The sequence below is a fragment of the Streptomyces antibioticus genome, from assembly GCF_002019855.1.
Lineage (GTDB): Bacteria > Actinomycetota > Actinomycetes > Streptomycetales > Streptomycetaceae > Streptomyces > Streptomyces antibioticus_B.
Window position 1 is genome coordinate 1,971,874 of the sequence record NZ_CM007717.1, and the last position, 13,269, is coordinate 1,985,142.

General features: G+C 73.4%; 15 protein-coding genes. 9 read left to right on the forward strand and 6 right to left on the reverse strand.

The window, feature by feature from the left end; translation table 11 throughout:
• Positions 1–22 precede the first annotated feature (22 nt).
• Positions 23–1,420, forward strand: a complete 1,398-nt coding sequence (locus AFM16_RS08755; protein WP_030797388.1) for a GntT/GntP/DsdX family permease — start codon at positions 23–25, stop codon at positions 1,418–1,420.
• 34 nt (positions 1,421–1,454) lie between these two features.
• Here AFM16_RS08755 and AFM16_RS08760 read toward each other — a convergent pair whose 3' ends face one another.
• The 3 genes from AFM16_RS08760 to AFM16_RS08770 all read right to left on the reverse strand — a co-directional run bounded on the left by AFM16_RS08760 (position 1,455) and on the right by AFM16_RS08770 (position 3,854).
• Entirely contained in the window at positions 1,455–2,075 is a 621-nt protein-coding gene (locus tag AFM16_RS08760; RefSeq protein ID WP_030797389.1) for a cytochrome b/b6 domain-containing protein, read from the reverse strand.
• Entirely contained in the window at positions 2,059–2,799 is a 741-nt protein-coding gene (locus AFM16_RS08765; RefSeq protein WP_078632962.1) for a molybdopterin-dependent oxidoreductase, read from the reverse strand. Before AFM16_RS08765 ends, AFM16_RS08760 begins: the two co-directional genes overlap by 17 nt.
• A gap of 74 nt (positions 2,800–2,873) precedes the next feature.
• A complete protein-coding gene (locus AFM16_RS08770) occupies positions 2,874–3,854 on the reverse strand; it encodes a hypothetical protein (RefSeq protein ID WP_078632963.1) in 981 nt (326 codons plus the stop codon).
• Positions 3,855–4,216: 362 nt separating this feature from the next.
• On the opposite strand from AFM16_RS08770, the gene AFM16_RS08775 reads away from it, so the two are divergent.
• Genes AFM16_RS08775 through AFM16_RS08790 form a run of 4 tightly spaced genes read left to right on the forward strand, consistent with a single transcriptional unit; the run spans position 4,217 to position 6,433 of the window.
• Positions 4,217–5,110 carry a DMT family transporter gene (locus tag AFM16_RS08775; protein WP_078636880.1) on the forward strand — a complete coding sequence of 298 codons (894 nt, stop codon included), beginning with the start codon at positions 4,217–4,219 and terminating at the stop codon, positions 5,108–5,110.
• Between the two features lie 36 nt (positions 5,111–5,146).
• On the forward strand, positions 5,147–5,677 hold the full coding sequence (locus AFM16_RS08780) for an NUDIX hydrolase (protein WP_078632964.1): 531 nt from the start codon (positions 5,147–5,149) through the stop codon (positions 5,675–5,677).
• 43 nt (positions 5,678–5,720) lie between these two features.
• The gene (locus AFM16_RS08785; RefSeq protein ID WP_078632965.1) at positions 5,721–6,113 is read left to right on the forward strand and encodes a YidH family protein; all 393 of its coding nucleotides are present in this window, start codon (positions 5,721–5,723) and stop codon (positions 6,111–6,113) included.
• On the forward strand, positions 6,110–6,433 hold the full coding sequence (locus AFM16_RS08790) for a DUF202 domain-containing protein (RefSeq protein ID WP_078632966.1): 324 nt from the start codon (positions 6,110–6,112) through the stop codon (positions 6,431–6,433). The genes AFM16_RS08785 and AFM16_RS08790 overlap by 4 nt, the downstream gene beginning before the upstream one ends.
• A 40-nt stretch (positions 6,434–6,473) precedes the next feature.
• On the opposite strand, the gene AFM16_RS08795 is transcribed toward AFM16_RS08790, so the two are convergent.
• Positions 6,474–7,409, reverse strand: a complete 936-nt coding sequence (locus AFM16_RS08795) for an NADP-dependent oxidoreductase (protein WP_078632967.1) — start codon at positions 7,407–7,409, stop codon at positions 6,474–6,476.
• Positions 7,410–7,534: 125 nt separating this feature from the next.
• Here AFM16_RS08795 and AFM16_RS08800 point away from each other — a divergent pair, with 125 nt between their 5' ends.
• The 3 genes from AFM16_RS08800 to AFM16_RS08810 all read left to right on the forward strand — a co-directional run bounded on the left by AFM16_RS08800 (position 7,535) and on the right by AFM16_RS08810 (position 10,271).
• Positions 7,535–7,831: a hypothetical protein gene (locus AFM16_RS08800; protein ID WP_030797398.1), complete on the forward strand. Its 297-nt coding sequence runs from the start codon at positions 7,535–7,537 to the stop codon at positions 7,829–7,831.
• 197 nt (positions 7,832–8,028) lie between these two features.
• A complete protein-coding gene (locus tag AFM16_RS08805; RefSeq protein WP_030797399.1) occupies positions 8,029–9,051 on the forward strand; it encodes a phosphotransferase family protein in 1,023 nt (340 codons plus the stop codon).
• Positions 9,052–9,056: 5 nt separating this feature from the next.
• Positions 9,057–10,271, forward strand: coding sequence for an acyl-CoA dehydrogenase family protein (locus AFM16_RS08810; RefSeq protein WP_030797400.1), 1,215 nt, complete (start codon positions 9,057–9,059; stop codon positions 10,269–10,271).
• A gap of 71 nt (positions 10,272–10,342) precedes the next feature.
• On the opposite strand, the gene AFM16_RS08815 is transcribed toward AFM16_RS08810, so the two are convergent.
• Together AFM16_RS08815 and AFM16_RS08820 are read right to left on the reverse strand one after the other, a co-directional pair.
• The gene (locus AFM16_RS08815) at positions 10,343–10,936 is read right to left on the reverse strand and encodes a TetR/AcrR family transcriptional regulator (protein ID WP_030797402.1); all 594 of its coding nucleotides are present in this window, start codon (positions 10,934–10,936) and stop codon (positions 10,343–10,345) included.
• A gap of 154 nt (positions 10,937–11,090) precedes the next feature.
• Positions 11,091–11,852, reverse strand: a complete 762-nt coding sequence (locus AFM16_RS08820) for an SDR family oxidoreductase (protein ID WP_030797405.1) — start codon at positions 11,850–11,852, stop codon at positions 11,091–11,093.
• A gap of 151 nt (positions 11,853–12,003) precedes the next feature.
• On the opposite strand from AFM16_RS08820, the gene AFM16_RS08825 reads away from it, so the two are divergent.
• On the forward strand, positions 12,004–13,242 hold the full coding sequence (locus AFM16_RS08825) for a DUF1343 domain-containing protein (RefSeq protein ID WP_078632969.1): 1,239 nt from the start codon (positions 12,004–12,006) through the stop codon (positions 13,240–13,242).
• The last annotated feature ends 27 nt before the right edge of the window (positions 13,243–13,269 follow it).

A 13,269-nucleotide genomic window follows, 5' to 3' on the forward strand; every position in this document is an offset into this window, starting at 1 on the left:
CCCGTATCGCAAGGGAATCCCCGTGACCAGACTCAGCGTCGAGATGCTGGCAGCGGACACCGTCGAGCCGATCACCTCAGCCGGCCACGCTCAGCTCGGCCTCGCCGTTGTGGCGGGCATCGCCGTCATCGTCCTGCTCATCACCAAGTTCAAGCTGCACGCCTTCCTGGCGCTGACCATCGGCTCGCTCGCGCTCGGCGCGTTCGCCGGGGCACCGCTGGACAAGGTCATCCTCAGTTTCACCACCGGACTCGGCGCCACGGTCGCCGGTGTGGGCGTGCTGATCGCGCTGGGCGCGATCCTCGGCCGGATGCTCACCGACTCCGGCGGCGCCGATCAGATCGTCGACACGATCCTCGCCAGGGCCGGCGGCCGTTCGATGCCGTGGGCGATGGTGCTGATCGCCTCGGTGATCGGCCTGCCGCTGTTCTTCGAGGTCGGCGTGGTGCTGCTGATCCCCGTCGTGCTGATGGTCGCCCGGCGCGGCAACTACTCGCTCATGCGCATCGGCATCCCGGCGCTGGCCGGACTGTCCGTGATGCACGGCCTGGTGCCGCCGCACCCCGGTCCGCTGGTCGCGATCGACGCGGTCGGCGCCAACCTCGGCGTCACCCTGGCGCTGGGCGTGCTCGTCGCCATCCCGACGGTCGTCATCGCGGGCCCGCTGTTCTCCCGCACGGCCGCCCGCTGGGTCGACGTCCCCGCCCCGGACCGGATGATCCCGCAGCGCCCTTCCGAGGACCTGGACAAGCGGCCCGGCTTCGGCGCCACCCTGGTCACCATCCTGCTGCCCGTCGTGCTGATGCTGGCCAAGGCCCTGGTCGACATCGTCGTGGACGACCCCACGCACACCGTGCAGCGCGTCTTCGACGTCGTCGGCTCCCCGATGATCGCCCTGCTCGCCGCCGTGCTCCTCGGCATCTTCACGCTGGGCCGGCCCGCCGGCTTCTCCAAGGAGCGGGTCGCGCAGGTCGTGGAGAAGGGGCTCGCGCCCATCGCGGGCATCCTGCTGATCGTCGGCGCGGGCGGCGGCTTCAAGCAGACGCTGATCGACTCCGGTGTGGGCCGGATGGTCCTGGAGATCTCCGAGAACTGGTCGATCCCGGCGCTGCTGCTGGCCTGGCTGATCGCGGTGGCGATCCGGCTGGCGACCGGTTCGGCGACGGTGGCGACCATCTCGGCGGCCGGTCTGGTCGCCCCGCTCGCGGCCGACATGTCCACGACCCACACGGCCCTGCTGGTCCTCGCCATCGGCGCCGGCTCGCTCTTCTTCAGCCATGTCAACGACGCCGGGTTCTGGCTGGTCAAGGAGTACTTCGGGCTCACGGTCGGCCAGAACGTCAAGACCTGGTCGGTGATGGAGACGATCATCTCGGTGGTCGCGGGCGGCTTCGTCCTGCTGCTGTCGCTGATTCTGTAGCGGCGGATCACCACGGGGAGTGGGCGCGGCCGGTTCAGTCCCGCCACAGCGGATGCTCGCGCTCCGCCCACTCCCGGCTCACCGCCCCCGTCCGCATGCCGCGGCGCGCCTCCGGGTCGCCGAGGGCCATGCCGATGTGGCCGGCGAGGACGATCCCGATCGTCAGGGCCAGCCAGTCGTGGACGAAGGTCGCGCTGGTGCGCCACTGGACCGGGGTGAGGTGGGTGAACCACATGAGCAGCCCGGTGCCGAGCATCACCAGCGTCGCCCCGGCGATCCAGGCCGCGTAGATCTTCTGCCCGGCGTTGAACTTGCCCGCCGGGCGTTCCGCGCGCCGCCGGTCCCGGCGCAGGGCGGCGCGCAGCCAGCGCCGGTCGTGCGGGCCGAAGCGGTTCAGCCGGCCGAGGTCGCCGCGGAAGGCACGGGAGGCCAGGCCCGCGAGGACGGGCACCGGCAGGGCGAGACCGGCCCACTCGTGCAGCCGGACCACCAGCGCACGGCGGCCGACGAGCTGCGCGAACTCCGGAACGTACAGCGCGGCGGCGGTCACCACGCAGACGCCCATGAGCAGGGCGGTGGTGCGGTGGATCCAGCGTTCGGCGCGGGTGAAGCGGGGGATCCGGGCCGTCGGCGGCGCCTCAGTCGGTAGGCGCATCGTCCCGCCCGTTCGACCGGCCGACCCAGGCGTCGACGTCGTAGCCGCGCTCCTCCCAGTAGCCGGGGCGCACCTTCTCGGTGACGGTGATGCCGGAGAGCCACTTGGCGGACTTGTAGAAGTACATGGGGGCCACGTAGAGGCGGACCGGGCCGCCGTGGTCGTGGCCGAGGTCCTTGTCCTGCATGCGCAGCGCGACCAGGACGTCGGCGCGGCGGGCCTGGTCGAGGGTGAGGCTCTCGCTGTAGGTGCCGTCGAAGCAGGTGAAGCGGACGGCGCCGGCCCCGGACCGCACCCCGGCCGCGTCCAGCAGGACGGACAGCCGGACGCCCTCGAAGGCGGTGTCGGGGACCCGCCAGCCGGTGACGCACTGGACGTCCCTGACCATCCGGGTCTGCGGCAGCGCCCTGAGGCCGGCCAGGGTGTGGGTGGCGGGGCGGTCGACCAGGCCGTCGACGGTGAGGCGGTAGTCCGTGGCGTCGCGGTGCGGCACGGAGGAGGCCACCGAGTAGTAGCGGAAGCCGCCGCCGTTGGGCAGCAGTCCGGTCAGGCCGGTGGGGTCCTTGTCGGCGGCGGCGCCCAGGAAGCTCTCCAGGCCGCGCTGGAGCGGTGGTGCGGCGACGACGCCCAGGGCGCCGAGGGCGAGGGTGCCGAGGAAGACCCGGCGGCCGACGGGGGTGCCGCGCCCCTCCCCGGACGGTCCGGCCGGTGGTTCGGGATTCACCTGTCCATTCGAGCACTCAGGGGGCGGGCGGGGCCAGGGATTCCGGGCCGCCGTCAGACTTCCGTCATCACTTCTCACGCCTCTTCCGGCCGGTCCGGGAGGCCGAGGGCGTCGGCCCGTGCCGCCCGGAAGGCGTCGTGCGGGTCGCGGTCCGGGTAGGACCACGGCTCCGGTGTGAGGTGCGGACCGATGTGCCGGAACAGGGCGGCCGCCTCGGCGCCCCGGCCCTCGCAGACCTTGGCGTGGGCGAGGTGGTTCAGGTCGACGAGGCGGCGGGGGTGGCCGTCGTGCTCCCACTCCAGCAGCCAGTCGAAGGCGGCCTTCATCACGTCCCGGGCCCGGCTGCCGCGCCAGTGCGCGGAGGCCACCGGGTCGCACGGGACGAAGCCGCCGGCGGCCAGGACGCGGTAGCGCTCGGCGTGCGCGACGACCGGGAGGATGGCCAGCGGCGAGTCCGCGGGGGCCTGCTCGGCGGCCCAGGCGGCGAAGTCGTACACCTCGTGGAGCGGGTCCGGGCCGGTGCCGGCGCGGCGCTCGGCGAGCCGGGCGACCATCAGATGGTGCGCGTGGTGGTGGTCGCGGTGCCGGGCCCTGATCTCCTCGAAGATCCGGACGGCTTCCGGGCCGGCGTCCCGCTCCAGCATCAGCAGGCCGAGCCAGGGGGTGGGGTCGGCGGGCGCGAGCGCGGCGGCCGACCGGCACGCCTCGCGGGCGAGGTCGCGGTCCTCCTTGCCGAGCATGGCGCGCCGGACCTGGGCGAGGGCGTACAGGACGGCTGCGTCGGCCGTGCCGGGATCGTCGAGCAGCCAGGCGTGGGCCCAGGCGGCGGCGTACGGCTCGTGGGCGAGGACGGTGATCCGGTGGGCGCGGCGGTCCCAGTCGTCGCCGGTGCGCAGGAGCAGGGCGCGGGCGGCCTGCCGGCGGCCCTGGGCCAGGGCGGCGCGGGCGGCACCGGCCTCGGCGTCGTCGAGGGCCGGGTCCGGTCCGGGGCGGGCCGCGCCGTCGCGGGCGCGGTCGTCGCCGCCTCGGCCGTGGGAGAGCGGGGGTTGGGGCACCGCGGGACTTCCTCATCCTCCTCGGTGACTGTTCTGATCATCGGCCCGCGATCGGCCGATCACGCACAGCAAATCCCCAGCCAAGGTCCGCGTCAAGTGACGCCGCGCCGTGACAGGTGTCAACCGAGCGTGTCACCAAGGAAGTTGATGGCACCCCGCCGCTGGTGAGGTACCCCGGGGCGGCACCGCGGACACATTTGATGTGGCGTACGCCATGGCGCGGGCCGTCCGGAGCCCACACCATGGCGGTAGGTCGCCCGTCGCTCCCGGCCTGGACCGGGTGCCGCGACCGGCCGAGTCAACCGCCCGGTTCCGGGTGCTCCCCCGCTCCCGGAACGCACCGGATGATCGAGGTACGCAGCGTGTCGGTTCTGGTTCTCGTGCTGTCCGTCGGCGCCGCCTGCTGCCTGGGGTTCGGGTTCGTCCTCCAGCAGAACGCGGCCCAGCGGGCACCGCTCGGCGACTTCCTGTCGCTGCGGCTGCTGATCGACCTGGTGCGGGTGCCGCGCTGGCTGGGCGGGATCGCGCTGATGGTGGCCGGCATGGTGCTGGGCGCCATAGCGCTGGGCCAGGGCGAGATCTCCCTGGTGGAACCGCTCCTCGCGACGAACCTGCTGTTCGCCCTCGCGCTCTCGCGGCACCAGACGAAACAGCCGCTGGGGCGGCAGGGCTGGGCGGGTCTCGTCCTGCTCGCGGGCGGGGTGACGACGTTCATCGTGGCCGGCGAGCCGCGCGGCGGCACCGCGCTCACCGATCCCCTCCGGCACTGGCTGATCATCGGCGTGATGATCGGACTCGCCCTGCTGCTCACCACGTACGCCAAACGCTCCCGGCTCAGCTCCGGCCCCGTCCTGCTGGCCCTCGCCGCCGGTCTGCTCTACGGCGTCCAGGACGCCCTGACCCGGGTCAGCGGGCAGCGTTTCAGCGAGGGCGGTCTCGCCGAGCTGTTCACCGGCTGGCAGCCGTACGCCGTGCTCGCCCTCGGGGTGACCGGGCTGGTGCTGGTGCAGAGCGCCTTCGAGACGGCGCCGCTGCGGATGTCGCTGCCCGCCCTGACCGCGGCCCAGCCGCTGGCCGGGATCATCTGCGGGGTCGGCTTCCTCGGTGACCGGCTGCGCACCGACACCGGCGCGCTGGCCTGGGAGGCGGCGGGGCTCGCCGCGATCGTCGCCGGGATCGTGCTGCTCGGACTGCACCCGGCGATGCCGAAGGGCGTCGCGCCCCGGGAGCGGCTGCCGAGCCTCCAGACCCAGTGACCCGAGCGGCCGCGCCGTGCCTGCTTGGATGGGCGTATGAGCGCTGCTGACGAGATCCTCGACATCGTCGACGAGAACGACCAGGTCATCGGGCAGGTCCCGCGCGGGCGGGCGTACGCCGAGGGCCTGCGCCACCGGTGCGTCTTCATCCGGGCCCGGGACGCCGAGGGCCGCCTCTTCGTCCACCGCCGCACCCCCACCAAGCTGGTCTTCCCCTCGCTGTACGACATGTTCGTGGGCGGGGTCGTCGGCGCGGGCGAGTCCTACGACGACGCGGCGCTGCGGGAGGCCGAGGAGGAGCTGGGCGTGAGCGGACTGCCGCGGCCCGCGTTCCTGTTCAAGTTCCTCTACGACGGCGGCGACCGCGGGAGCTGGTGGTCGGCGGTGTACGAGGTGCGCTGCGAGCTGCCGGTGCGGCCGCAGGCGGAGGAGGTCGCCTGGTACGACTTCCTGCCGGACGCGGAGGTCGAGCGGCGGCTGTCCGACTGGGAGTGGGTGCCGGACGGCCTCGCGGCCCATGAGCGGCTCAGGGAGTACCGGGAGGACCGGGCGTCCGGGCGGCGGTGACGCGGAGGGGCCCGCCGGGCGGGCCCCGGGTAGGGTCGCTCTCGTGATCAAGTTCGTGCGGAACGTCGGGGTGTGGTTCGCGCCCGCCCGGATCCGGGCGGAGGGCAGCACGCCCGACTACCGGTTCTCGCTGGCCAACGAGCGGACGTTCCTGGCCTGGCTGCGGACCGCCCTCGCGCTGATCGGCGGGGGCTTCGCGGTGGACCAGTTCCTGCCGGATCTGCGCTGGGGCTGGCGGGTCGGGCTGGCGCTCGCGCTGCTCGCGGCGGGCGTGCTGTGCTCACTGCGCGCGGTGAACCACTGGGTGCGCTGCGAGCGGGCGATGCGGCGGGGCGAGGACCTGCCGGCGTCGCGGTTCCCGGCGCTGCTGAGCATCGTCGTGGCGGTGGTGGCCGTGGCGATGGTCGTCGTCGTGCTGCTGGGCTGGGCCGGGTGACCGCCGGGCCGGTGCGGGACCGGGATCCGGGGCTCCAGCCGGAGCGGACCCGGCTGGCCTGGCGGCGTACGACGCTGTCGGGCACCATCGCGGCGGTGCTCGCCGTGAAGACGACCCTGCACGGCGGCGCCACGGCCATCGGGATCCTGGCCTGCGCCCTGTGCTGCGGTCTCTGGCTGGCCTTCCTGCTGCTCGCCCACCACCGCATCCGCGCCCTGACCGCGGGCACGGCCCCGGCGCCGCTCACCCCGCGGCTCGCCGCCGGGGCGGCGCTGTGCGCGGTGGCGACGGCGGTGTGCGCGGCGATGCTGGTCGTGTGAGGGCGGCGCCCGGTCCGCCGTTCCGACCGCTCCCCCGGCCTCACGTCTCCCAGGGGACCGTCACCACGGTCTTGCCGCGGGTGGGGCCCTTCTCGTTGTGGCGGTGGGCGTCCGCCGCGCGGTCCAGGGGGAACGTCCTGGAGACGTGGACGTGGACCGTGCCCTGTTCCGCCAGTTCGGCCAGGCGGGTGAGGTCCTCGGTGTCGGGGCGGACGAACCAGTAGTGGCCGCCGTAGGAGACGACGTCCCCGTCCGCGATGGACGCGAGGCGGCCGTCCGGGACGAGGAGCTGGGCGGAGATCTTCAGGGTCTCGCCGCCGACCGTGTCGAAGGCGGCGTCCACGCCCTCGGGGGCCAGCCCGCGCACCCGTTCGGCCAGGCCCTCGCCGTAGGTCACCGGTTCGCCGCCCAGGGAGCGGACGTAGTCGTGGTTGGCCTCGCTCGCCGTGCCGATGACCCGGGCGCCCAGGTGGCGGGCGAGCTGGACGGCGATCGAGCCGACGCCGCCCGCCGCCGCGTGCACCAGGACGGTGTCGCCGCGCCGTACCCGCAGCAGCCGGTGGAGCACCTGATACGCGGTGAGGCCGGTCAGGGGCAGTCCGGCCGCCTCCTCCCAGGTGAGGGTGCGCGGCTTGCGGGCCAGGGTGCGCACCGGGGCGGCGACGTACTCGGCGAAGGTGCCCCGGGACAGGACGTCCTCGCGGACGTAGCCGATGACCTCGTCCCCGACCGCGTACTCCACGACGCCCGCGCCGAGGCCGACCACCACGCCCGCGACGTCCCAGCCCGGGACCACCGGGAAGACGGCGTCCAGGACCGGGGCGAGATAGCCCTGGCGGGCCTTCCAGTCGACCGGGTTGACGGCCGCCGCCCGTACCTTGACCAGCACCGAGTCGGGGCCGACCTTCGGGTCGCGCAGATCGCCGTACTCCAGGACCTCGGGGCCGCCGTACCGGCTGTAGCTGATGGCCTTCATGCCTTCGACCCTCCGGGGTACTCGGACGCCACGCAAGCGGGATGCCCCGATATGCGCCGTTCGCGTGGCACCCTGTGCGACGTCGTCCCCTCATACCGCAATCCCGTACCGCGAAGGTGAGCGCCATGACCACCCTTCACCACGAGCACCCCGTCCACCAGCACAGCCACGGCCCGTCCTGCGGGCACACCGAGGTGCCGCACGGCGACCACGTCGACTACGCCCACGACGGGCATCTGCACCGCGAGCACGGCGGGCACTGGGACGAGTGCGAGCCGGACGCGCATGTCGCGCACTCCGGCCACGAGCACGCGCACGGCGAGGGGTGCGGACACGAGAGCGTGCTCCACGGCGATCATGTGGACTATCTGCACGACGGACACCGGCACGCCCGGCACGACGGCCACTGGGACGATCACTGACCGTCCGCGCACGTCCGCGCACGTCCGCGCACGTCCGCGCACGTCCGGAAAACACCGCCCGACGGCTCCCCGCGCTTCTGCGTGGGGAGCCGTCGCCTTAGGGTGGCCCGGATCACGTTGGGTGCGGCCACTGGACTACATACCGACCGGTCGGCATCATTGTGGGGGTCTTGTTCACCCGTCCGTAGGAGCCCCGTATGAGCCCCGACCACCCGCCAGGTCTCGATCTCGACCGGCTGCGCGCCCTGCTCGACCGCGAGCGCCCCGGCCTGGTCGGCGGCCCGCTCACCGGCCGGCTGATCGAGGGCGGCCGGTCGAACCTCACCTACGAGGTCGGGGACGGCACGAGCCGCTGGGTGGTGCGGCGGCCCCCGCTCGGGCACGTCCTGGCGACCGCGCACGACATGAAGCGCGAGCACCGGGTGATCAGCGCGCTGCACCCGACCAGTGTGCCGGTGCCGCGCCCGGTGCTGCTGTGCGAGGACGAGGACGTGACCGGGTCGCCGTTCTACGTCATGGAGTTCGTCGAGGGCACCCCGTACCGGACCGCCGGCCAGCTCGCCCCGCTCGGCGCGGAGCGCACCCGGGACGCGGTGCTGTCGCTGGTGGACACGCTGGTGGAACTGCACGCGGTGGACCCCGCCGAGGTGGGCCTGGCCGACTTCGGGCGCCCGGAGGGCTTCCTCGACCGGCAGCTCCGCCGCTGGGGCAAGCAACTGGACGCCTCCCGCAGCCGCGACCTGGCCGGGATCGACGAACTGCACGCGGCGCTCGGCCGCGCGCTGCCCGGCTCGCCCGCGCCGGCCGTGGTGCACGGCGACTACCGGCTCGACAACGTCCTGATCGGCCCGGACGACACGATCCGGGCGATCCTCGACTGGGAGATGTCGACGCTCGGCGACCCGCTGACCGACCTCGGTCTGCTGGTGATGTACAGCGTGCCGCTGGAGCTGACGGACTCCCCCGTCTCCACGACCGCCTCGGCGCCCGGCCACCCGGCGCCCGCCGAGCTGGTCGAGCGGTACGCGGCGCGCTCCGGGCGGGACGTGTCCGCCGTCTCCTGGTACACGGCGTTCGCCTGGTTCAAGCTCGCCGTGATCCTGGAGGGCATCCACTACCGGTACACGCTGGGGCAGACGGTCGGGCGCGGCTTCGACCACATCGGGGATCTCGTCCCCGTCTTCATCGAGCACGGACTGACCACCCTCCAGGAAGGCTGACCGGCATGGACTTCGCGTTCGACGCACGCACCGAGGAACTGCGCGGCAGGCTGCTCGCCTTCATGGACGAGTACGTCTACCCCGCCGAGCCGGTGGCCGAGGAGCAGCGGGCCGCGCTGGCCTCCCCCTGGGACACCCCGGCGGTCGTGGCGGAGCTGAAGGCGGAGGCGCGCAGGCAGGGCCTGTGGAACCTCTTCCTGCCCGACTCCGAGTACGGCGCCGGTCTCACCAACCTCCAGTACGCGCCGCTCGCCGAGATCACCGGCCGCTCCCCGCATCTCGCGCCCCCCGCGCTGAACTGCGCGGCGCCGGACACCGGGAACATGGAGGTGCTGGCGCAGTTCGGCGACGAGCGGCAGAAGAAGCAGTGGCTGGAGCCGCTGCTCGCCGGTGAAATCCGCTCGGCGTTCGCCATGACGGAACCGGACGTGGCCTCCTCCGACGCCACCAACATCACCACGCACATCGAGCGCGACGGCGACGAGTACGTCATCACCGGCCGTAAGTGGTACATCTCCGGGGCGATGAACCCGGACTGCGCGATCTTCATCGTGATGGGCAAGACGGACCCGGACGGCGCCGATGTGCGCCGTCAGCAGTCGATGGTCCTCGTGCCGCGCGACACGCCCGGTGTGACCGTGAAGCGCGCCATGAAGGTCTTCGGGTACGAGGACCACTCCCACGGCGGCCACGCCGAGGTGGTCTTCGACCACGCGCGCGTGCCGGTGACGAATCTGATCGGCGAGGAGGGCGGCGGCTTCGCCATCGCGCAGGCGCGGCTGGGTCCGGGCCGGATCCACCACTGCATGCGGCTGATCGGCATGGCCGAGCGGGCCATCGAGCTGATGTGCCGGCGGGCCGTGGCGCGGGACGCGTTCGGCAAGGCGCTGGCCCAGCAGGGCGTGGTGCACAACTGGATCGCGGACGCGCGGGTCACCGTCGAGCAGTTGCGGCTGCTGGTGCTGAAGACCGCCTGGATGATGGACACGGTCGGCAACCGGGGCGCGCACACGGAGATCCAGGCCATCAAGATCGCGACGCCGCGCGCGGTCGTGGGCATCCTCGACCGGGCGATCCAGTTGCACGGGGCGGGCGGTGTCAGCCAGGACTTCCCGCTGGCCGACCTGTACGCGTCGGCGCGGACGCTGATGATCGCCGACGGCCCCGACGAGGTGCACCAGCGGTCGCTGGCCCGCCGGGAGCTGAAGCGGTACCTGTGAGGTGACGCGCGAAGGGGGCGGCCGCCGACCAGGGGCGGCCGCCCCCTCACGCGCGCGTGGGTGCCGCGGCCCTACGGCCGCAGGGCGCGCAGCAGCAGGTCGGCCAGGTGGTCGGCGACCTCCTGGGGGCTGAGCGGGCCGTCGGGGCGGTACCAGGTCGACAGATGGTGCACGGAGCCGAAGTGGTAGTCCACGACCAGGTCGGCCGGGGTGGCCCGGGAGAAGACACCGCTGTCCTGGCCCTCCTCGACGAGCGCGCGGAAGCGTTCGTGATAGCGCCGGCGCTCGGCGCGGACCTGCTTGTTCTTCTCGGGGCTCAGATGGTGCATGGAGCGGAAGAAGATCGACGCGTCGTCGAGGTTCTCGATGGTGGTGACGACGACGTCGGCGGCCGCGCCCCGCAGCCGCGTCTCGATCGGCTCGTCGGCGTTGGCGAAGGCGTCCAGGCGCTCCTGCTGGACGCGCAGCACGCGCGCGTACACCTCGTGCAGCAGGTCGTCCTTGGAGCCGAAGTAGTGGTACAGCGCCCCCTTGGTGACGCCGGCCGCCTCGACGATCTCCTGCACCGAGGTGCGGTCGTAGCCCTGCTCGGCGAAGAGCCGGGTGGCGGCGGCAAGGAGCCGTTGCGGGACCGGGGTCTCGGCGCCGTCCGTCGTCCTGGGCACTGCCGCCACCTGCCTTTCGTGTCGTGGGTACCGCCCTGCCGGCCGTGGCCGGTTCTGACCTTGCGGTAGGCGGTGAGCGTACCGGCATCCCGGCCGGCGCCGGGACGCAGGCCGACGTAAGGCCGCAGGTCCCCGGGCCGGCGGGGCGCACCGGTCAGCCGTTGGCTTCCCAGGTGCGCTGGAGGTGGTTCATCTGGGTCAGCCAGCGGTCGGGGTCGCCGGCGCGGAGCTGGTAGTACCGGGCGACCTCGGGGTGCGGCAGGATCAGGAAGCGGTCCTCGGCGATGCCCTTGAACAGGGCCTCCGCGACGTCCTCCGGCTCGATCGCGGTCGGCTTGAGCACCAGGTCGCCCGCGCTGCCGGTGGCGGCCAGCATGTCGGTGCGCACGCCCTGGGGGCAGATCGCGTGCACCGAGACGCCCCGGTGACGGTAGGTCAGCGACAGCCACTCGGCGAAGGCGTAGGCGCCGTGCTTGGTGACGCTGTAGGGGGCGGCGCCGATCATGGTGAGCAGTCCGGCGGCGGAGACGGTGGAGACGAACCGGCCCCGGCCGCGTTCCAGCCAGTCCGGCAGCAGGGCCTGGGCCGCGCGGACATGGGCCATGACGTTGACGTCCCACGCCTGGGCCCAGACCTCGGGGGCGGCGGCCTCGGAACCGCCGGAGCCGACGCCGGCGTTGGCGCAGTAGACGTCGACCGTGCCGCCGAGCGCCTCGCGGGCCGGTTCGACGACCGTGGCGGCGTCGCCGGGGAGCGCGATCCCGCCGATCTCCTCGGCGACGGCCCGGGCCCGTCCCGCGTCCAGGTCGTTGACGACCACGCGCGCGCCCTCGGCGGCGAACCTGCGGGCCAGCGCGGCCCCGATCCCGCCTCCCGCTCCGGTGACGACCACTCCGGCATCCTGCACGGCTTCCACCCTCGGTCTCCTTCGACGCGACGCGACGTGACATGAATCGGCTCCGCGCCAGACTAACCGGTCGGTATGTTTGAGGAAAGGGCGACGGCAGCACCGTAAGGGGCGCGAGGTCCACCCGTCCTCACCTTCCTCTCCGGCCCGTGGGAGTGTCATGCGTCCGTCCCGCAGAACCCTGCTCGCCGCCGGCGCCGCCCTGCCCGCCACCGCTGCCGCTCCCGCCGTCGCGGCAGGCCGGGACCGGTCCGTGACGCGCACCGGGTTCGAGCGGCTCGCGGCCGAGGGCTACCGGCGGCTGCGCGGCCGGCGGGTCGGCGTCGTCACCAACCCCACCGGGATCACCCGCGACGCCCGGCACGTCGTCGACGTGCTGCACGCCGACGACCGGGTGAACCTGGCCGCCGTCTTCGGCCCGGAGCACGGCTTCCGGGGCACCGCTCAGGCGGGCGGCTCCGAGGGCCGCCACGACGATCCGGCGACCGGGCTGCCCGTGTACGACACCTATCTCAAGAGCGGGCGGGCGCTGGCCGACGTGTTCACCGCCTCCGGCGTGGACACCGTCGTCTTCGACATCCAGGACGTGGGCGCCCGCTTCTACACCTACATCTGGACGCTCTACGACTGCCTGGAGGCGGCGGGGCTGGCCGGGACGCGGTTCATGGTGCTGGACCGGCCCAACCCGGTGACCGGCCGGGCGGCGCACGGGCCCGTGCTGCACCCGGAGTTCGCGACCTTCGTCGGACGCCGGCCGATCGCGCAGGCGCACGGGATGACCGCGGCGGAGCTGGCCCGGCTGTTCGCCGGGGAGTTCCTGGAGGCGTCGGTGGAGCTGGAGACCGTGGAGCTGAGCGGGTGGCGGCGCACGGACTGGTTCGACGCCTCGGGGCTGCCCTGGGTGCCGCCGAGCCCGAACATGCCGACCGCCGACACCGCGCTGGTGTACGCGGGGACCTGTCTCTTCGAGGGCACCAATCTGTCGGAGGGGCGCGGCACGACCCGGCCGTTCGAACTGCTGGGCGCCGAGGGGATCGACGGGCGCTGGGCGGCCGCCGCGAACGCACTCGGCCTGCCGGGGGTGCGGTTCCGGGAGGCGTACTTCGCGCCCGCCTTCTCGAAGTTCCAGGGCACGACCGTGGGCGGGGTGCAGCTCCATGTGCACGACCGGGACGCCTTCGATCCCGTGCGCACCGGGATCGGCCTGCTGGTGACCGCGCGGCGGGTGTGGAGCGGCTTCGCCTGGCGGTCGGACCGCTGGATCGACAAGCTGACCGGTTCGGCGTGGGTGCGCACCGCGATCGACGCGGGCGCCGGCGTCGAGGACGTCGTGGCGGGCTGGCAGGAGGAGTTGGGGGCGTTCCGGCGGGTACGGCGGGAGTATCTGCTGTACGGGTGAGACCGGACGGAAACATCTGTGGTGCGG